This window comes from Hahella sp. HNIBRBA332, from assembly GCF_030719035.1.
Taxonomy (GTDB): domain Bacteria; phylum Pseudomonadota; class Gammaproteobacteria; order Pseudomonadales; family Oleiphilaceae; genus Hahella.
In genome coordinates, this window is the sequence record NZ_CP132203.1 from 2,695,360 (window position 1) to 2,717,808 (window position 22,449).

Below are 22,449 nucleotides of genomic sequence, written 5' to 3' on the forward strand. Positions count from 1 at the left end.
GACAACGACAGACAAAGGGAGTGTTGGGTGACTATGGAGTCAGGCATTAGTAATTTTCTCGCCCAACTGGCGGCAAGCGATGTGCGCTTGCGACTGGATCAGGGCGCGTTGAAGCTGAACGCGCCCGCTGAGCTGCTGCAGGATCCAGTCGTCGCCGGACTGATTGACGAACTGAAGTCCCGCAAGGACGAAGTCATCCGCTTTTTGCAACGACAGAGCGGCGCCGAACACGACGCCGTAGCGCCCGCCGGGCGCGAGCAGCCGCCGCCGTTGTCATTCGGACAACAGCGCCTGTGGTTCCTCGACCAGCTTGAGGGCGGCGGTCACGGCTACAACATGCCCACCGCCATGGGCTTGCAGGGTCCGCTGGACGTGGATGCGCTGCGCAAGAGCCTGCGCGCCCTCATGGTGCGTCACGAAGTGCTGCGCACGCGCTACCCGGACAGCGAAGCGGTATTTGTAGAGCCGCTGCCTTACGTGGAACTGACGGAGCTGGACTTGTCCGCCCTGCCCGCGGCGGAACAGGACCGACGCATCCAGGAACTGGCGGCGTCAGCGGCGTACGAACCCTTTAACCTGAGGCAGGGGCCGATGCTGCGCATGCAGTTGCTGCGTAAAGGCGCGCAGGACCATGTGCTGCTCATCACCCTGCATCATATCGTCACCGACGGCTGGTCCATTGGCGTGATGGTGGAGGAAATCTCCGCCCTGTATAACGCCATTTCCCAGAACCGGCCGCCCGCCTTACCGGCGCTTCCCATTCAATACGGCGACTATGCGGCGTGGCAACAGCGACGCTACGCCCGCGACGCCAGCCCGCCGGAACTGGACTGGTGGCTGCCGCGACTGCTGGGCGCGCCTCTGCGTCTGGAGTTGCCTCTGGATTATCCGCGCCCGCCGGTGCAGAACTTTCATGGCGACGTGGAGCATTTCACGATTCCCGCCACCTTGCTGCAACCGCTGAAAGACCTGTGCCGCCGCCACAACCTGACGCTGTATATGGCCACGCTGGCGGCGTTTGGCGTGCTGGCGGCGCGTCACAGCGGACAGGACGATCTGCTGATCGGCTCCCCGGTGGCCAATCGCAATCGCCGCGAAGTAGAAGGGCTGCTCGGCTACTTCGCCAACACCCTGCCCCTGCGGCTGCGTCCCGGCGCTTGCGCCACCACCTCTGCATATCTGGATCAGGTGCGGGATTTCTGCGCGGGCGCCATGGAGCGCCAGGAGCTTCCCTTTGAAAAACTGGTGGAAGCGCTGCGGCCGGAGCGGGATCTTTCCCATAATCCGCTGGTGCAGGTGATCTTCGCCCTGCAGAACTCGCCGCGCCACACGCCGCACCCGGAGCTGAGCCTGCGCGGCCTGTTGATCGAGCCCCTGGCGCTGAAACGCCGCAACGTCAGCGTGGACCTGGAAGTGCATCTGTGGGAAGTGGACGGCGAACTGCAAGGACAGTTCGTCTACAACAGCAGCCTGTTCGAGGCCGCCACCATCCGACGCATGATCGGACACTATCGCAAGCTGCTGGCGGAGCTGCCGAAAGGCCTGAACACGCCGCCGCTGCGTCTGCCCATGTTAAGCGCGGCGGAAACCCAACAATGGAACGACGCCGCCGCGACGGCAAAAGCGTTGCCCAGCGACCGGCGCATGACCGATCTGTTGCGGGAAGCGACGCTGGCGCATCCTCACAAAACCGCGGTGGTCTGCGGCGACCAGCGCATCAGCTATCTGGAGCTGGACCGCCGCGCCACTCTGCTGGCGTTGCAGTTACAGCATCTTGGCGTCGCCCCGGACACCCTGGTGGCGGTCTACATGGGGCGCAGCGTGGATATGATCGCGGCGCTGGCGGGCGTGCTGAAATCCGGCGCCGCCTACCTGCCTATCGATCCGGCCAACCCCCGCGACCGCATCGCCGATATGCTCGCCAGCGCCGGCGCTGCGCTGGTGGTCACCCATTCGGATCTGGCGCTGGATCTGCCTGAAGGCTGCACCCTGGTGCGCATGGACCGCCTGTTGCGCAGCTATCCCGAATGCAGCGATCCGCTGCGCCACCTCGACGCGGACGACTCTTCAAGCCGCCAACCCTGTCGTTGCGGCGCGCCATCGCCGGTCAACCCGGCGCGGCCGGACAGTCTGGCTTACGCCATTTTCACCTCCGGCTCCACCGGCGCCCCCAAAGCCACGCCTATCGAACACCGTAACGTGCTCAACATGCTGGCGGCGCTGCAGCCCATCGTGGAATTTTCAGCGGACGACGTATGGACCTTGTTCCATTCCTACGCTTTCGACTTTTCCGTGTGGGAAATCTGGGGCTGTCTGCTGTACGGCGGCACGCTACTGGTGACCACGGAAGAAGAGCGTCATAACCCCCACGCTCTGGCCCGCCTGCTGCGCAGGGAGAACGCTACCGTGCTGAACCTGACCCCCAGCAACATGGAGAAACTGCTGGCGGCCACCCGGGACGATGACGCCTTTCCTTACCAGTTGCGCGCCTTCTGCTGCGGCGGTGAAGCATTCCCCGGCCGCTTGGTTGCGCCGATATTAAAATCTGGTCTGCCAGTGTGGAATTTTTACGGCCCGACGGAGGCCACCGTGTGGTCCTCCATCCACCGGGTCACCGGCGCGGACGCGGAACTGGCGACGCTTCCCATCGGCGCCCCCCTGGCCAACTACCAACTGTACGTCATCGACGCCTTTGGCGAGCCTGCGCCGGCGGGAGTCGCCGGCGAACTCTGCATCGGCGGCGCCGGGATCACCCGGGGTTATCTGGGACGGCCAGAGCTGAATGCGGAGCGCTTCGTCCACATGAGCCACCCGCTGTGCCGCGGCCGCGTCTACAAAACCGGCGATCTGGTGAGACGCCGCGCAGACGGCGCCATCGACTACCTGGGGCGCAGCGACTTTCAGATCAAATTGCGCGGGTTCCGCATCGAGCCGGGAGAAATCGAATCCCTGCTCACCGAACACGCGCAGGTGAATCAGGCGGTGGTATGCAAGCAATACGCGGAGGACGGCGGCGAGTATCTGGCGGCGTTTCTGGTGGTGCGCCGTACGCCGGAAGATCCCGCCCGCCTGTTCGAAGAACTGCGCAAGCTGGCCCGCAGCAAGCTGCCGGAGTACATGGCGCCCACCAGTTATATGATCCTGGATGAGCTGCCCCTCAACAGCAACGGCAAGATTGACCGTAAACGTCTGCCCCAGGCTACGCCCAACCGGGTTTCCTCCGCCCTGTTCCAGGCGCCCCGCAATCGACTTGAACAGGAAATCGCCGCCATCTGGCGCGAGGTGCTGGGGCAGGAACGCATCAGCATCTACGACAACTTTTTCGACATCGGCGGCTACTCCCTGCTGCTGACGCGAGTTTATGAACGCCTGCTGCGCCTGGAGTTCCGGACGCCGCTGACCGCCTTGTTCAATTATCCCACCATCGCCCAGCTTGCCGCCCACCTGGCGGACCAGGAAGGCGGCGGTGAGGAGAACGAACGCGCCGCATTGCGTGACAGCGTCGCCCAGCGCGTGGACCGGCAGCGACAGGCGCGCCGCCGACAGGCCAACGCCCGCGCTTTGAGTCAATCGCTGCCAATCAAGTAAACGCAAGAACAATAAACGGAAGAAAAAGAATACAACCATGAAGGACTCCCTATCCCAAGATATTCCAGCGGACGCTATCGCCATTGTCGGCATGGCGTGCCGCTTTCCCGGCGCGGACGACATCGAGGGGTTCTGGCGCAACCTGCTAGACGGCGCCGTCTCCACCACCCGCTTCACCCGTGAGCAACTACTGCAGGCGGGGGTTCCCGCCGCACTGATCGACCACCCGGACTACGTTCCCGTGAAGGGCGTGGTCAAGGATTACGACAAATTCGACGCCGCTTTCTTCGGTTACACGCCCAGGGAAGCGGAGATGATGGACCCGCAGCATCGCCTGTTTCTGGAAAGTTGCTGGCGCGCGCTGGAAGACGCCGGCCACACCGGCCAGGGCGAGGAAAACCGCATCGGCGTCTTCGCCGGCGTGGGCATGCCCACCTATATCCTGCGCAATATCATTCCGCACCCGCAATACACCGGGCCGGACATGGACTATCAACTGCTGATCGGCAACGACAAGGATTTCGCCGCCACCCGGGTCAGCTACAAAATGGATTTGAAGGGCCCCAGCTTCAACGTCAACACCGCCTGCTCCACCTCGCTGGTGGCGGTGCATCTGGCTTGCCAAAGCCTGTTGTCCTGCCAGTGCGATATGGCCCTGGCCGGCGCCTCCACCCTGCGCGTACCGCAAGAAGAAGGCTACCTGTATCAGGAAGGCGGCATCCCCTCCCCCGACGGCCAATGCCGGGCCTTTGACGCCGACGCCCAGGGCGTGGTGGGCGGCAGCGGCGTGGGCGTGGTGTTGCTGCGCCGCCTGGAGGACGCCCTGGAGGATGGCGACGACATTTATGCGGTGATTCGCGGCAGCGCCATCAACAACGACGGCGCCGATAAAATCGGCTACACCGCCCCCAGTGTGGACGGCGAGGCGGCGGTAATCGCAGAGGCGCAAGCGCTGGCGGACATCTCCGCGGACACCATCAGTTACGTGGAGGCCCACGGCACCGGCACGCCCCTGGGCGACCCCATCGAAGTGGCGGCGCTGACCAAAGCCTTCCGGCTGACCACGGCGCGCAAAGGCTTCTGCGCCCTGGGATCGGTGAAAACCAACTTTGGCCATCTGGACACCGCCGCCGGCATGGCCGGTCTGATCAAGGCCGCCCTGGCGATCAAGCATGGCAAGATTCCCTCCACCCGCCATTTTCAGCGCCCCAATCCCAAGCTGGATTTGGACAACAGCCCGTTTTTCGTCAACGCCGACGCCATCGACTGGCCCGCCGATCTCCCCCGGCGCGCTGGCGTCAGCTCGTTCGGCGTCGGCGGCACCAACTCCCATGTAGTATTGGAACAGGCCCCGGACGCCCGCGTCGACGCCGCTCAAGATTCAGAAGCGGCCCTGCCGCAACTGCTGCTGGTCTCAGCCCGCACGGAGACGGCCCTGAAAAGCGCGCAGGCGCAATTAAGCGACCATCTGCAAACGCTGCCGGCGCAAGCGCTGCCGGACGTCGCCTTCACCCTGGCCTGCGGGCGTCGACGCCTGGAGCGACGCGCCTATGCGGTATGCGACGGGGATGCGCTGGCCTTTAACGAAGGCGGAAATCAGGAAGCGCGCCCTATCCACAAGCTGGCGTTTCTGCTCACCGGCCAGGGCTCTCAATATGCCGGGATGGCCACATCCCTGTATCGCCGCTACGGCTCATTTCGCCGGGATCTGGACCAATGCGCCGCCCTGTTGCAACCTTTACTGAACATAGATATCCGCTCGCTGCTTTGTGACGACAAGGAAAAAGGCCGCGCCCTGACCCCCACCGCTCTGGCGCAACCGCTGAACTTCGCGCTGGAATACGCCCTGGCGCGCCTGCTGCAAAGCTGGGGCCTGCAACCTGATGCGTTACTGGGTCACAGTCTGGGCGAATATGTCGCCGCCTGTCTCGCCGGCGTGTTCACCCTGCCGGACGCCTTGCGTCTGCTCACTGAGCGCGGCCGCCTGATGCAGAACACCGCCGCCGGCGCCATGCTGGTGGTTTCCCTTGGCGAAGAGGGCGTCATTCCCTATCTGCGCGCCCACGCCGGCGACAAAGGCCAGGGCGAGCGTCTGTCCCTGGCGGCGGTCAACAGCCCGGAGTGCTGCACTCTGTCCGGTCCGCCGGCGGCGATCGAACAACTGCAGGCGCGCCTGACCGCCGAAGGCGTCACCTGCCAGCGCCTCAACACCAGCGGCGCTTTCCACTCTCCGGCCATGGAGCCGGTAGCCGAACCACTGCGGGAACTGTTGCGCGGCATGCGCCTGCAGGCGCCGCAGATTCCCATTGTCAGCAACCTGAGCGGCGACCTGCTGCGCCCGGAACAAGCCATGGACCCGGACTACTGGGTGCGCCATATGCTGGAGCCGGTGCGCTTCTCCGCCGGCCTGCAGACACTGCGGCGGGAAGGCGTGGACGTGTGCGTGGAAGTGGGCGCGGGACGCGCGCTCACCGCGCTGGCTCATCAACAGGGCTGGCGTCATGACGCTCTGTCGCTGATTCCGCCTGCGTCACGCCGGGAGCATCCCGAGCGGCTGCTGCTGGAAACTCTGGGCGAACTCTGGCGTCGCGGTTGCGACCTGGATTGGCGCGCCTACTACGCCGGCGTCATTCATTGCGCCGCGCCAGACGCCAGTCGTCGTTATCAACGTCTGCATTTACCGGGCTACCCCTTCGCCCGCCAGCGCTACTGGATAGATCCCCCCACTGGTCAGGGGGCCGCGCCGAGCGTCCGCGTCAACCAGGCGGAGCCGCCGTTACAGGACTGGTTCTATGCCCCGTCCTGGCGTCGTCTGCCTCTGTCCGTCGAACTCTCTGGCCAGACCTCGCCAGCGCAGTCAGGCGCAGACGCCAGACCCCGTCACTGGCTGGTGATGGTGGACGACGCCCCGCTCGCGCAGGGCTTGCGGGCGGAGATTGAGCGTCGCGGCGACAGTATGACTCAGGTGCGCTCAACCTATGCGCCGCAAGATCGACACATACCAGACGCGCTACAGATAGATCCCGCTCAGGAAGAAGATTTTCAGGCCCTGTTCGCGCACTTGCAGGCGGACGAACAAGCGCCGGATTTCGTATTGCACGCCTGGGCCTACGCCCCGCACATCGACGCCGTCGACGAACAGGAACGCAGCGAGAAACTGCTGAACCTGGGTTACAGCAGTCTGATCCGGCTGATACAGCAATTCGATAGGCTGACCTCCCCCATACCCATGCTGTGCGCCGTCACCGCCACCGCGCAGTCGGTGCTCGGGGACGAAGCGATCACGCCGGAACTGGCGGCGGTCATGGGTCCGATCAAGGTGGCGCCGTTGGAGTACGCCGACCTGCGCAGTCTGTGCATTGACGTCGTCCCGCCGCAATCGCAAGCCCAGCAGGACGCGCTGTGTCGCGATCTGATCGACCTCGCCCAGCGTCCCGGCGATGAACCCTTGCTGGCGTTACGCGGCCTGGATCTGACGCAACCGCCCCGCCATCATCGCTGGGTCTGCGAATTCACGCCCACGCCCACCCCGGCGGTCAGCGACCCGCAGCAATTACCTTTGCGGGATGACGGCGTGTACCTGATCACCGGCGGCTTGGGCGGCATCGGCCTGCAACTGGCGGAATGCGTAGCGCAGCAATGCCGGGCCAAGCTGATTCTGGCCGGTCGTCAGCCTGCTCCCGCCTGGAGCGAGGACGCCGACGCCAACCAAGGCGGCCTCATAACGCAATTGCCTGAGCCCACACGCATCGCCGCCATGGAAAGCGAGCTGAAGAACGAACTGGGGATTCAGACCGTCGACGCCCACCCGGGCCTGCGCGACGACCTGCACGGCCTGTGCTCCGCCTACCTGGGCCGGTTTATCAGCGCCTTGTGGCGGGACCACCTGGGCGAGAAAGACGCCGTCAGTGTGGACGCGTTCATCAATGTCTGCGGTCTGGACGTCCGTTTCGACAAGTTTTTCCGCTGGATGTTCGCCATTCTGGCGCAAGACGGGTTGATCCAGCTGGAAAACGAGCAACTGCGCCTTTTACCCGCTCTGGAGCGACTGCCGGACTCCGCCGCCTTGCGCGAGGAAGTCAGCCAGCGGCATCCCGGCTTCGCTCCCATGCTGGCGTTCCTGGATCACTGCGTCAGTCACTATCGCCCCGCTCTCACCGGTGAAGTCGACGCCATCAGCGTGCTATACCCCTCCGGTCAGGGAGACAGGCTGCAGAAAGCCGCAGCGGAGACCGTGGAGCATACGCATCACCGTCTGTACGGTCTGTTGCTGCAACGCTTGCTGCGTGAACTGCATCAAGCCCGGGCGGCGCAGCCTGACGCCAGACCGTTGCGCATTCTGGAAATCGGCGCCGGGGCCGGCATTCTTACCGACTGGATCGCTCCCGCTCTGCGTGAAGCGAACGTGGAGTACTGGTTTACTGATATCGGCCGCAGCTTCGTGATAGCGGCGGAAGAACGCTTTCAGCAAGACCCCGATCTGGCGGGCAAAATGCATTTCGCCAAATTCGACGCCTCACTGCCGCCGGAGAAACAAGGACTCGATCCGCACAGTTTCGATCTGGTGATAGAGCTGGACGCCGTGCACGCCACCGCGGATCTGCCCGCCACCCTGCGTCAGACCCATCGCCTGCTGGCGCCTGGGGGCCTGTTGTGCCTGCTGGAGTCCACCCAAACAGAACGCTGGACCAATATGGCCTACGGACTGGCGGCGGGATGGTGGTATTTCGCCGACGGACTGCGGGAAAACTGTCCGCTCCTGTCCCTGCCGCAATGGCGCGCGTTGCTGGAAGACCTGGGCTATCGGGACGTGCGCGTCTTCCCTGGCGAGGACATGAGGCCGGAGGAAGTCGACTGCGGCCTGATATTGGCCGCCGCCGGCGACGCCGACGTGGCGGCGCCGTTCGCCGTGGTCAGCCCTGACGCGGAACGCGGCGACCGCGACCGCAGCGCCAAACTGCGCCGCCTGCGCAGTCTCGGCGCCCAGGTCATGACCTTACAGACCGACATTGCCGATCTGGCGGCGCTACAGGAGCAACTGACGCAGGCGCAACAGCGTTTCGGGCCTGTTAACGGTCTGATTCACTGCGCGGCGGCGGAAAATCGCGGCCCCATTCAGCTCAAGCAACCCGATACCGCCAAGGGCGAATTCGCCGCCAAGACTCACGGCGTGCGCAACCTGCTGGCGACCTTACCGGTCAAGGACCTGGATTTCGTAGCGCTGTCCTCCTCCACCAGCGCCGTGGCGCCCGGGGTCGGCGACGCGGAATACTGCGCCTCCAACTCCTGCGTGGACGCCTTCGCCCATCAACTCCGCAGCCAGGGCGTACCTGCCTTGTCCATCAACTGGGAGCGCTGGCGACAGGTGGGCATGGCCTGCGCCTATGAGGCCCTGTATCGCCAGAAAACCGGACAGGACCCGGAAGGCGGCATGGACCCGGCCACTGGCGCCGACGCCTTCCTGCGTATGCTGTCCCAACGCGGCCTCAGTCAGGTGCTGATGTCCCGCCGTCGCATCGACGATCTGTTGCGGGACGCCCGCGGCGTCAACCTGCAGCGCATCGTCGAACAGAGCCGCCTCGCCCATGCGGCGCAGGACGATCAGGCCGCGGCCGATGCGCCCGCCACCAATCTGGAGCGGGATATCGCCGCCATCTGGCGCGAGGTGCTGGGGGTTAAAAGAGTGGGACGCCACGACAATTTCCATGACCTGGGCGGCGACAGTCTCATCGCCATCAAAATGGCGTCGCGACTGAAAAGCCGATTCTCTCCCGATATCAGCATGCAGGCCCTGTTCGACTATCCCAGCGTGGCCGCCTTCGCCGAATGGCTGCAGCGCGCCTGCCCGGAAGCGGTGGACACGGACCTGTCGGAAGAAATGGATGAAGGGGTGCTGTAATGGAAGTGTACGCCTTTCTGCGGGAAGTCGAACAAAGCGGCGTGCAGCTTTGGAATGATAACGGGCAACTGCGCTACCGGGCCCCGAAAAACGCCATGACGCCGGAGCTGGTCGCCCGCCTCAAGACCATGAAGGAAACCATTCTGCCCCTGCTGCCCAAGCAGCCGGCGCCGCCGCGTCTGCAGGCGGTGGCCCCGCGCCGGGGCATTCCTCCGCGAGCGCCGGCTTACGCCAAAACCGCGCCCTTGTCCCTGAATCAAATGGGGCTCTGGTTCGTGATGGCCATGGCGGAGCCGCAGACCGGTCCGGGAGGCGACGCCGCCTGCAATATTCCTGGTGACGCCGCCTGCAATATACTTGGCGATGCCGCCTACGATATACCTGGCGATGCCGCCTACAATATTCCCGAAGCATTGCGCCTGGACGGCGTCATCGACGTCAGTCTGCTGCGTCGCTGCCTGCAACGAATTGCGGACCGCCACGAAGCCCTGCGCGTCAGCTTCATCGACGGACCGGACGGGCCCCGCCAGCACATTGCGGAACAGGCGACCCTATCGATGACCCTGGAGGATCTGAGCAGTCTGGAGCCGGGCGCGGCGGAGCGCGCCGCCGCCAAGCTCGCGGATGCGGAGGCCGTGGCTCCCTTTGACCTGAGCCGCGCCCCCCTGGCCCGGGCGCGTCTGCTGAAACTGGGACCGCAGCGCCACGTCCTGCTGTTCACCCTGCATCACATCATCGCCGACGGCTGGTCCAAGGGCATTCTCACCCGTGAGCTGATGACGTTTTACGCCGGCGTCGGCGAGCTGCCGCCATTGTCCACCCAATACCCGGATTACGCCTGCTGGCAACAGCAAAGTTTTTTGCCGGCGGAGCTGCCCCGCTTGCGGGAATACTGGCTGCCGCGCCTGCAGAATCCGCCGCCGCCCCCCGATCTGCCGTATGATCACCCGCGTCCCCGTCAGCGCAGTTATCGCGGCGCCAGCTATTTCATCACCCTGTCCGCGGACCGGGGCGACGCCCTGCAGACCCTCGCCAGGCAACAGGGGTGCAGCCTGTTTATGGCGCTGCTGGCGATCTTCAATATGCTGCTGCAGCGCTACAGCGGCGCCAGCGACATAGTGGTGGGCACCCAGGTGGCCAACCGGGAGCGTCCCGAGCTGGAAAACGTGGTGGGCTTCTTCGTCAACACCCTGGCGCTGCGGGTCGATCTCAGCGGCGTCGCCAATTACGTCGAATTGCTGCAACAGGTGCGGGAAACCACCCTGGGCGCGTTCGCACATCAGGAAATGCCCTTCGACAAGCTGGTGGAGGCGTTGCAGCCGGAGCGCCGGCCCGGCTACGAGCCCATCGCCCAGGTCATGTTCCTGCTGCAAAGCGCCCCCATGGAGAGCCTGCGGCTACCGCGCCTCGCCATCGAATCCCTGCCGGTCAACCGGGGCAGCGCCAAGTTCGACCTGTCGCTGATCGTCACGGAGACCGATGGCGCCCTGCAATGCGAGTTTGAATACAGCCTCGACCTGTTCGAGTCCGGAACCATCGAGCGCATGGCCCGACACTTCGCCACCCTGGTGGACAGCGTGATCGCCGCGCCGCAAGCCGAGCTGGATCAGCTGACCATGATCGACGCCGAAGACCTGCGCCAGTTACGCGTCTTCAATGAATACTGGCATGGCTCTCCATCCACTATCGTGCGACCGGTGGAAGAGCCCATTCTCGGAGACGACATCGTCAGTTGCTTCCGTCAGCAGGCGGCCCGCAACCCGCAGCTGACCGCCGTCATCGCCGACGATGGCGAGTTAAGTTACGCCGAACTGGACCAACGCAGCGACGCGCTGGCGGCGCGTCTGCGTCATCAGGGAGCCTTGCCGGACCAGCCGGTGGGGCTGTGCGTACGACCCAGTCTCAACCTGATCATCGGCATACTGGGCATATTGAAAAGCGGCGCAGGCTATATGCCCATGGACATCGCCCATCCCCGCGCCCGCCTGCAACACCAGATCCGCGACGCCAGACTGAGCCTGATCGTGGTCGACCAGGCCACGCTGAACGCCGCCCGCTCGACGGTGGCGCCCTATCCCGCCGAACTGATTTGCATCGAGCAGGCCCTGGCCAAACCAGTGGCCGCTCCGACCAACGCCATCGCCATACAACGCAGCCAACTGGCGTATATCATTTACACCTCCGGCTCCACCGGGGCGCCCAAAGGCAGTCAGGTGGAGCATCACAATGTGCTGAATCTGGTGGAAGGGCTGCGGGAACTGGTCTATCAGAGCTATCAGGAACCGGTGTGCGTGGCGTTGCTGGCCAACCCCGTGTTCGACGCCTCGGTGCAGCAGATTTTCGCCGCTCTGCTGCTCGGACATAAGCTGCTGATCGTAGCGCCGGAAAAGCGCCTGGAACCGGCGCGCCTGGCCCAGTGTTTTCTTGATCATAACGTGGCGGTGGCGGACTGCACTCCCAGCCTACTGTCGATGATGGTGGCGGACAGGCTGCCGGCGACCTTCGGCTTGCGCCTGGACGCCCTGCTCACCGGCGGCGAACCATTGACCCGTGAACTCGCGCAGTCGTTCTATCAGCAAAACGCCAGAGCCACGCTTTTCAACGTCTATGGTCCAACTGAATGCACCGTTGACGTCACTGCGTTGCGGGTTCCCCGGGAGAATCCGTATCACTTTCCCATCGTTCCCATCGGAACGCCCCTGCCCAACGCGCAGGCGTTCATTCTGGATAAGTTCAGTCAGCCGGTTCCCGTAGGCGCCCCCGGCCAGATATTCATCGGCGGCGACCCGGTGGGTCGCGGCTATCTGAATCAACCCGCCCTGACCCGGGAAAAGTTCGCCTATTACCCCGAGATTTCCGAGCGCCGCCTGTACGCCACCGGCGACTGCGGACGCTGGCTGCAAGACGGCGCCATCCAGTATCTCGGCCGCATGGATCAGCAGATCAAAATCCGCGGACACCGGGTGGAGCCGGGAGAAGTCGAGGCGCACCTGCGTCAGCATCCCGCGGTGGCGGAGTCTGCTGCGATCGCTCTGGAAACCGAACCGGGACGCCATGAGCTGTCCGCCTATCTCACTCTGCGGGAAGAGGCCCAAGCTCCCGCGGTGGAGGCGCTGCGCGGCTTTCTGCAGGATCGCGTGCCCGACTACATGATTCCGACGCGCTGGTCGTTTCTGGCGCAGATGCCGCTCACCGCCAGCAACAAGATCGACCGACGCGCCTTGCCGCAATGCGACGCCACCGCCCCCGGCCAGGAAAAGCGTCTGCGCCGCGCGCCGGACGGCGCCCGAGAAACCGCATTGGCGCAGGTCTGGAGCCGTGTCCTGAATGTCGCCGATATCAGCGCCCAGGACGACTACTTCGCTCTCGGCGGCGACTCTATCAAGGCGCTGCAGATCTCCGCGCGTCTGCGTCAGATCGGCTGGCGCATGGAAGTCAGACAGATTTTCGAATACCGCAGCATCGCTGAACTGGCGCCGCAATTACAGGCCATCGTAGAGACCGTCTCCCCCAACGCCGCGCCGGCGGAAGCGCCGCTGACGGCGATCCAGCGCTGGTTCTTCAGTCATTTTGAAGGCCGTCGCGACCATTACAACCAGGCGATTTTGCTGCGCCCCGCCCGCGAGTTGCAGACAGAGCCACTGCAGCGCAGTCTGGCCGCACTGCAGCGTCACCATGGCGCGCTGCAACTGGCTTTCCAGGGCGAGCCTGATCAGGTGCGTCAAGTGCGTGTGGAGGTGGATCCCGACAGCTTATTGAGCGACATCGACCTGCGCGCCGCCGCAGACCCGAAAGCGGCGATGGAAGCCCATATGGCGGATCTGCAAACCCGCTTCAACCTGCGTAAAGGCGGCCTCTTCAAAGCGGCGCTGTATCGCCTGCGCGATGGCGGACAACGCCTGTTTCTGGCGGCCCATCATCTGGTCATGGACGCCGTGTCCTGGCGCATTCTGCTGGAAGACCTTACCCAGGCCTACGAGCAAACCCTGGAGGGAGCCAAGATCACACTGGCTCCGGTGACGGATTTCGTTCAGTGGGCGCAGGCCGTCAACAGCGGCGCGCCGGCCTTTTCCCAAAAAGAGCTGGAGTACTGGCGACGCCAGGAAGCCCTGCGCGCCGGTCAGTCTATCCCTGCGCGCATGCAAAACCGCGAGGCCGCCCACCATTACGTGGAAAGTCAGCTTGACGGCGCCGCCACCGCGCAATGGTTGCGCGACGCCAATCAAGGCTATCGCACCCGGGGGGACGAGCTGCTCATCACCGCCCTGCTGCGTACGTTGGTGCGGCAGGAGCTGGCGCCGCCAAGCCTGCTACTGGAAGGGCATGGCCGGGAAGACCTGGGCGTCGGCCTCGATGTCTCCCGCACCCTGGGCTGGTTCACCAGTCTGTACCCCCTCGCCTTCGCGGTGCACGCCGATGACGAGATCGACCGCCAGATCAAAGTGGTGAAAGAGACCTTGCGCAACGCGCCGCAACAAGGCGCAGGCTACGGCATTCTTCGCTACGTGCGCGACCAGGAAGATATCGACGGCGACGACGCCATCGCCTTCGCGCCCTTACCTGTGGTGGCGTTCAACTATCTCGGCCAGTTCGACCGCACTTTCACTGGCGACCTGTTCCAGCTCGCGGAGGAAAACGCAGGGCCGACGCGGGACCCGCAGGCGGCGAACCTGCAGGCGCTGGAAGTGGTGGCGCTGGTGCTGGACGGTTGCCTGCAATTGCGCCTGACCGGCTGCGCCGGCTGTTTCAGCGCCGGCGATCTGGTGATGTTCGCGGAAGCCCTGATGGACGATCTGCGTCGCATCATCCGCCACGCCGCCGGCAAAACCGAAGCGGAGCTGACCCCGGCGGACATTGATTATGACGGCTTCAACCTGGAGGAACTGGATGAGTTCATAGACCGGTTGAGTTAACCCGTTCCGCTCGTATGGGAAGACGTGCGGGAAACGTCTTCAGCGGTCGCAAAGACCAGGCCGCTGAAGGCGTCAGATCCAGAAGTCCCTGAACAACAAGAATCGGACAAGGACCATGACAGTTACCAAGAAGGACATCAAGAACATCTATCCTCTCACGCCAGTGCAGGAAGGCATGCTGTTTCACGCGCTGCTGGAGCCCGAATCCAGCGCCTATTTCCAGCAGACCGCCTGGCGGCTGCGGGGCGAGCTGGACGCGGACGCCTTTGAGCAGGCCTGGCGTCTGCTGGCGCAACGCCATGATCTGCTGCGCACCCTGTTTTCCCACCAGCAAAGCGACCAGCCCCTGCAAATCGTGCTGCATCAGCTGCCTCCCCACATCGAGCGCCAGGACCTGCGCCACATCGACTCTCTGCGCTCTGACGCCTATTGCCGCCACTTTCGCGATAACGAACGTCGCCTGGGCTTCGACCTGAGCCAGGGACCGTTGTGGCGCATCAGCCTGCTGCGCCTGGAGGACGATCTTTGGGAAGTGGTGTGGAGCCATCATCACATCCTGCTGGACGGATGGTCCTATGGCCTGCTGTTGAGCGAACTGCTCGCGACCTATCGCAGTCTGCGTCAGGGCGAAGACGCGGAAACCCAGCTCAACCTCACGCCGACGCCCCCTTTCAGTCGCTATACGCGCTGGCTGGCGGCCCAGGATCAAGCCGCCTCGGCGGAATACTGGCGGACCTATATGGACGGCTTCTCGGAACCGACAGAGCCGCCTTTTCGCACATACCGACCGGACGCCCAGCCGGAAAGCGCCGAACTGAGCTTTCAGTTGAGCCGGGGCCAGACCGAGCGTCTGCAAAGCCTGTGCGCGCAACATGGCGTTACCCTCAACGCCTTGTTGCAGGCGACGGTGGCGACTCTGCTGGCGCGCTGCTGCGATCAGGAAGATGTGACGTTCGGAACCGTGGTGTCCGGCCGGCCGGCGGATCTGCAGGGCGTAGAGCACATGGTGGGGCCCTTTATCAACACCGTCCCCTGCCGGATTCGCGTCGATCCCGAGCGCAACCTGCTGCAACTGGCGCAAACGCTGCAGCAACGCCATCTGGCGTCCGCGCCCCATCACTACTATCCCCTGGCTAAAATTCAGTCCGCCGCCGGTTTCGCTGGTCAGGACCAGGGCATGTTCAATCTGGTGATGGCGGTGGAAAATTATCCGGTGGATGCGCTGGTGAAACGGGCCGCCGATCAGTCCGACCTGGGCTTCGCCGTGGAGGACGTGTTCAGCTTCGAAAAAACCCATTACGACTTCGACCTGCAGTTCATGCCCGGGGAGCGTCTGCAAGGCAAACTGATTTACAACCGCGGCCGTTATGAACCTGCTTACGTGGAATCAATTCCACTTATATTTCAAACTATTATCGAATCTTTCTGCAGTAATATCGAGGTTAAGGTCGCCGCCATCCCCCTGCTTTCCGAAGCCAGCCTGGAGCTGCTGCGGGACGTCAGCGAGGGACTGTCCTGGCGGCCCGACAGCGACACCTTGATTGATCGCTTCCTGCGTCAGGCCCAGGCCTCCCCTCAGCGCATCGCGGTCAGCGACGGCGACGCGCAACTGAGTTATGAAGCCCTGCGCGAAGCCGCCAATCGACTCGCGCGCCGACTGGCGGAGCTGGACGTCGCCGACGACGAACCCGTAGGCCTGTGCACCGGCCGCTCCGTCAATCTGGCGGTGGGGGCGCTGGGAATACTGAGCGCTGGCGGGGCTTATCTGCCTCTGGATATCGCGCAACCGGAAGCGCGCCTGCGCCAGCAAATCGTCGACAGCGGCCTGCGCATCATCGTGGCTGACAACGGGACGCTGGCGGCGTTGCGGGATATCGACGCCGGCGCGCCCGTACACATCCTTGCGCTGCCGGATGCGGCCCAGCACCTGGAAGCCGCGCCGGAACTGGAGCTGCAACGGATGCTGCGTCCGGACCAGCTTGCCTACGTGATCTACACGTCCGGCTCCACCGGCGTCCCCAAAGGCGTCGCCGTCGAGCATCGCAACGTGGTCAACCTGAACGACGCGCTCTGGGATATCGCCTACCGCCGCTACAGCCGCCCCATCAACGTGGCGCTGCTGGCCAGCGCCGTGTTCGACGCCAGCGTGCAGCAGTTGTTTCCCGCCTTGCTGCATGGACATCGCCTGCTGGTGGTGGACCAGGATACACGCCAGGACGCCGCCCGCCTCACCGACCTGTTCATTCAGCAACGTATTACTCTCAGCGACTGCACGCCCACCCTGCTGGCCTTGTGGCTGCCGGAGCTGGCGCGGCGCAGCGACGAACTGGCGCTGGACACCCTGTTGGTGGGCGGAGAAGCGCTGCCCAGCGCGTTGGCGCAGGCTTTTGGCGAGGCGCTGCCCGCCGTGCGCCTGATCAACGTGTATGGGCCGACCGAATGCTGCGTGGACGCCACCGCCTACGTGATCGACAGCAAGCGCCTGCCTTCGTCGCCTTACGTTCCCATCGGCCAGCCCCTGCGCAATACCCGCGCCTGGGTGCTGGACCGCCATGGCGCGCCGGTCCCGGCGGGGGTGACGGGTGAAATCGTTCTGGCAGGCGCGGGGGTCAGCCGAGGTTATTTGAACCGGCCGGAGCTGAACGGAGAGAAGTTCGTCTTCCTCACTTCTCCCTGTTCCGCTTCCGGTGCGGTTCGCTTTTACAAAAGCGGCGACCGCGGTCGCTGGACCATGGATGGCGCGTTGGAGTTCCTGGGACGCATGGACGATCAGGTGAAAGTGCGCGGCCATCGTATCGAACTGGGAGAGGTGGAGTCCCATCTGCGCGCCCATCCCGATGTGGAGCAGGCGGCGGCGTTGCTCGTCGCCCCCGACTCCGAGAATGAATCCATCAGCGCAGAACTGGTCGCCTACGTTATTTTAAAACAAGAGGTTGGCGCAGATACCTTAAGAAGATACTTACAGGAACGTTTGCCGGAGTACATGCTTCCCAGCAGCTATGTCGCACTGCACGAGCTGCCTTTGAACGCCAGCGGCAAGCTGGATCGTAAGGCGCTGGCGGCGCTGCGGCAAAGCGGGCGCCTCGGCGTGACCACCGCCTTCGCCGCGCCGCAAAGCCCTCTGGAAATACTGCTGGCGCGGCTGTGGAGCGAGATCCTGGGACGGGATCAGGTCGGCGTGAACGACAACTACTTCGCCCTGGGAGGCGACTCCATCAAAGCCATACAACTGGCCTCCCGGCTGCATCGGGAAGGTTGGAAAATGGCCATCAAAGACCTGTTCGCCAATCCAACCATCGCGGCGCTGGCGCCCTGGGTCGCGCCTGCGACGCAACCTCAGGATCAGGATTTGACCACCGACCCGCAAGGTCCGGTTCCCCTCACGCCGGCGCAGAGTCGCTTTTTCCGGGACCATGGCGGGAATCCGCGCCGTTTCAATCACGCACTCCTGCTACGCAGCGATGAAACGATGCGCGCCCCGGCGTTACAGGCGGCGCTGGATGGGATTTACGCCTCTCATGAATCGCTGCGACTGCGCTTCCTGCGGGATGACGGCAATCACTGGATGCAGGAAGCCATGCCCCTGGACGCTGCGCCGGGAGTACGCCTGCAGGAAATCGACCTCAGGAGCTGCAAGGATCTCCCCTCTGCATTAATCCACCAGGGCGAACAGCTGCACGCCGCGATGGACCCGGAAAACGGACGCTTGTTCGCCGCCGCGCTATTGCGCTGCCCGGATGGCGATCGCTTGCTGCTGGCGGCGCACCATCTGGCGGTGGACGGCGTGTCCTGGCGCATTCTGCTGGAAGACCTGCTGCAAGGGTACGCCCAGGCCTGCGACGATCAGCCCGTCCACTTGCCGGAAGCGCCCGGGTTTACCCGCTGGGCGGCGCAACTGGCCCATTTTGGCGGCAGCCGCGAACTGCAGGCGGACATCCCCTACTGGGCGGCGCAGGAGGAAACCCAAAACCTCGACGCCGCCGACGCCGGGCCCTGCCGCTACGGCGACGCCCTGCCCCTGACCCGGGAGTTAGACCCGGCGCTGACCCAGACGTTACTGACCGCCGCGAATCAGGCGTACAACACCACGCCGGAGGATCTGTTGCTCACCGCCCTGGCCCGCGCCATGGCCCAGCCCGACAGCGCGGCGGTCAACCTGTGCCTGCTGATGGAGAGCCACGGCCGCGACCAGCTGGAGACGGATCTGGACCTGTCCCGCTGCGCCGGCTGGTTCACCAGTCTGTGGCCCCTGTCCCTGACCCTGCCCGGCGACCGCGAGCTGGCCTATCAGATCAAATCGGTGAAAGAGAGCCTGCGTCGCGTTCCCCGCAAAGGCGCCGGCTACTCCCTGTTGCAGGAATTCGGCGGCGACGCCGCCACCGCGGCGCTGCGCTTCAACCTGCAGCCGCAGATCAGCTTCAACTACCTGGGACAACTCGACGCGCCTCTCGCTAACGCCAGCCTGCGCTTCAGCGATGAACCCAGCGGCGACTGCGTTCCACCCGAAGCGCCGCGTCCCTGCGCCCTGGAGATCAGCGCCATGGCCCTGGGCGGACATCTGCGTCTGCAACTCTGCATCGATCGCGTGCGCCCCTTGCTGGACGCCGACGCGCTGCTGACCCGCTGGAGCGAGCAATTGGCGGATTTGGCCGCACACTGCCTGGCGCGCCCGGATACGACCGTCACGCCTTCGGACTTGACCTATTCTGATATCAGCCTGGATGAGCTGGAAGGAATCATTTCATGATAAAAAAGGAAAACCTCAAGGACCTGTATCCCTTGTCCCCCATGCAGGAAGGCATGCTCTATCAAAGCCTCCTGCATCCCGACGCTCCGGTGTACCACGAGCAGGCGCTGTACCGGCTGCGCGGCGAACTGCGGGTGGATCTGTTGGAGCAGGCCTGGGAACGGTTATTCCAGCGTCACGACATCCTGCGCGTCCAGTTCATCGCCGAGAAAGTGTCCCGTCCCCTGCAGGCGGTGCTGCACCAACGGGTCGGCGAGTTCCATTACAGTGACTTGCGCAAGGCGTCGCCGGAGTTTCAGGAAGAACTGATTCGTCAGGCCCAGGTGGAAGACCGCCAGCGCAGCTTCGACCTGCAGCGGGAACCGCTGATGCGCATGCAGCTGCTGCAACTGGCGGACGACCGTTTCGCCCTGCTGTGGAGCCTGCACCATATCCTCATGGACGGCTGGTGCCTGAGCCTGCTGTTGCGGGACTTCACGCTGATCTACGACGCTCTGCGCGAAGCGCGCCCGCTGGAGTTGCCCGCACCGCCGCCCTATAGCCGTTATATTCAATGGCTGCAGCGCCAGGACGCGACGCAGGCCCGGAACTACTGGCGCGAACAATTGGAAGATTACCATCAGGCCGCCCAGGTCCCACGGCAGCAGACACTGGCGCCCGCCAGCGTAAGCAAACGCACATTCACCCACGCGCTTCCCCAGACGCTCAGCGAGCGCGTGCGGCAGGCCGCAGCGGACTGGGGAATGACGCCGGGGGCCATCCTGCAAGCCGCCTGGGGCGCATTACTGGCCCGCTACAACGACTGCGACGACGTGGTGTTCGGAACCCTGGTGTCCGGTCGTCCGGCGGAGCTTCCCGGAGCGGTGGAAATGGTGGGGGTTTTCATCAACACCTTGCCCCTGCGTTTGCGCATCGGTCCTGACGCCACCCTGCGCGAACTGGCCCAGGCCACGCAAATGCGTTTGCTGGAGGCGGCGTCGCGCCAGTACCTGCCGTTAAGCGAGGTGCAACAGTTCAGCCCTCTCGGCAAGGACCTGATCACCCACCTGTTCGCCTTTGAGAACTATCCCGCGCCGGCGCACCCGGAAGGGGCTTTCCGCGACGCCATTCAGGTGGAAAGCATCAGCAAACATGAGGATATTCCCTACGATTTCGGCGTCACCGCCACGCCAGAGCCTGGCCCGCAAGGGACGACGCTGGTTATGCGTTACCTGTACAACCCGGCGCAGTTCGAACCGGCTTTCGTCGAGCGCCTGAGCGGACACTATGAACGTCTGCTACGACAAGGGCTGGGTACGCCTGGAGATAGGACGACCCCACCGTTGCGGCAACTAGACCTGCTGGATGCAGCCGAGTACGACCGCCTGCGCGCCTTGCAAGGCGAGATTTCCCCATTGCCCTCCTGCGACAGCTATCTGGATCTGTTCGAGCAGGCTGTCGCCGCCGCGCCGGACAGCATTGCAGTGGAAGACGGCGAGCGCCGCATCAGCTATCGCGAGCTGGACGAACGCGCCAACGCCTTGGCCGCATGGCTGCAGGAACGCTATGACGTGGGCGTGGAGGACCGCATCGGCGTCGCCCTGCCCCGCGGCGCCGCCCTGCTGATCGCCGAACTGGCGGCGGGCAAAGCCGGGGCGGCCTTTGTTCCTGTGGACCCGGACTATCCGCCGGAGCGCCGCCTGCGCATCTTCCAGCAGGCGCAGTGCAAGCTGGTGATCGGCGACGCCGGGGAAGCGGCGCAATGGCGCGAGCATAGCCAGATTCCATTTATCAACCTGGACGCCATTGAGCCTGACAGTCGCCGCCCCCAAGCTCCGGTCCGCGCCTGTGGACTGCGCAGTCTGGCTTATGTGATCTTCACCTCCGGCTCCACGGGGGAGCCCAAAGGCGTCATGCTGGAGCATCTCGGCCTGATCAACCTGATCCAATGGAGCCGCCGTCAATTCGGCATCCAGGCGGGCAAACGCACCACGCTGCTGGCGTCGCCGGCGTTCGACGCTTCCGTATGGGAGTCGCTGCCGTCGCTGTGCGCGGGGGCGACGATTGTAATCACGCCGGAGGCGCTGCGGCGGGATGTGGGTCCCCTGTGCGAATTTCTGCATGAACAGCGCATTGATATTTCATTTCTGCCTCCCGCCTTGTGCGAGGAAGCCTGCGTCAGCTATCCGCACCTGTTGCAGAACATCGTGCTGCAATCCGGCGGCGACACCTTGCAGGGCATCCGCAACGGCGGCGCCAGCGATCGCATCAAAGTCTCGAATAACTACGGGCCGTCCGAGTTCAGCGTGTGCGCCACCTCCTGCTATCTGGCGCCCCAGGAGCCCAATCCCTATCCCATCGGCAAACCCATCGCCAACACCGAGGTATTGATTCTCGACCGCCAGCAGCGCCTGACGCCTTTGGGCGCGGCGGGAGAAATCGCCCTGGCCGGCCCTTCCCTGGCGCGAGGTTACTGGGGACGCGCCGACCTCACCGCTGCGCGCTTTGTGGCGCATCCCCGCCAACCCGGCGAGCGGGTGTACCTGACCGGGGACAAGGGCCGCTGGCGCGAAGACGGCAATCTGGATTTCCTCGGCCGCATCGACGATCAGTTATCCGTACGCGGCCATCGCGTGGAGCCGGCGGAAATCGAGCATCTGCTGTCCCGCCACGAACGCGTGCGCGCAGCGGCGGTGGCGGCGACCCGGGGCGCGGACGGGCACACCTTGCTGGCGGCCTTCGTCACCCCCCGCAACGCGGAGGATTCGCCGCTGGACCTGGACGGCATCCGTCAATGGCTGGCGCAGCGCGCCCCGTCCTACATGACACCCGCCATTCTGCGGGAGCGGGACAGCCTGCCGTTGAACGCCAATGGCAAACTGGATCGCAAGGCGATCCGTCGCGAAGCGGAACAATTGCATGCGGAAGCGCCTTACGAGGCCCCGCAGACGGCGACGGAAAAGCGGGTGGCGGAAATCTGGAGTCAGGTGCTGGATCGTCGCCCCATTGGCCGCAGCGATCATTTCCTGGAGCTGGGCGGGCATTCTTTGAGCGCCACCCGCGTCCTGTCGCAGCTGCGCGGACAGCTGCGATGCGATCTGCCGCTGGCGCTGCTGTTCGATAAGCCCGTGCTCAAGGATCTGGCCGCCGCCATCGATGCGCCGACAACCGCCGCAGCGCCGGCGCCTGAGAGCGGCATTCGTCGCGTCGACCGCTCCCGCTACGCCGTCGGCGCGTCAAAACCGGAGGCCAGGAACCCGGAGACCCAGGACCCCGCCGCCGCGGAGTCATCCTGAAGACGGAAGAAAACAGAAAACAGACAA

At 64.4% G+C, this 22,449-nt stretch carries 5 protein-coding genes; all 5 read left to right on the forward strand.

Annotated elements, in window-relative coordinates; genetic code table 11:
* Nucleotides 1-33: 33 nt before the first annotated feature.
* The 5 genes from O5O45_RS12195 (at nt 34) to O5O45_RS12215 (ending at nt 22,422) form a co-directional block, all read left to right on the forward strand.
* Nucleotides 34-3,588: a non-ribosomal peptide synthetase gene (locus O5O45_RS12195; RefSeq protein ID WP_305905499.1), complete on the forward strand. Its 3,555-nt coding sequence runs from the start codon at nt 34-36 to the stop codon at nt 3,586-3,588.
* Between the two features lie 37 nt (nt 3,589-3,625).
* Complete coding sequence (locus O5O45_RS12200; protein WP_305905500.1) at nt 3,626-9,487, forward strand: SDR family NAD(P)-dependent oxidoreductase; 5,862 nt, start codon at nt 3,626-3,628, stop codon at nt 9,485-9,487.
* Nucleotides 9,487-14,400, forward strand: coding sequence for a non-ribosomal peptide synthetase (locus O5O45_RS12205; protein WP_305905501.1), 4,914 nt, complete (start codon nt 9,487-9,489; stop codon nt 14,398-14,400). Before O5O45_RS12200 ends, O5O45_RS12205 begins: the two co-directional genes overlap by 1 nt.
* Nucleotides 14,401-14,515: 115 nt before the next feature.
* Entirely contained in the window at nt 14,516-19,147 is a 4,632-nt protein-coding gene (locus O5O45_RS12210) for a non-ribosomal peptide synthetase (protein ID WP_305905502.1), read from the forward strand.
* Entirely contained in the window at nt 19,144-22,422 is a 3,279-nt protein-coding gene (locus O5O45_RS12215; RefSeq protein ID WP_305905503.1) for a non-ribosomal peptide synthetase, read from the forward strand. Before O5O45_RS12210 ends, O5O45_RS12215 begins: the two co-directional genes overlap by 4 nt.
* Nucleotides 22,423-22,449: the final 27 nt, after the last annotated feature.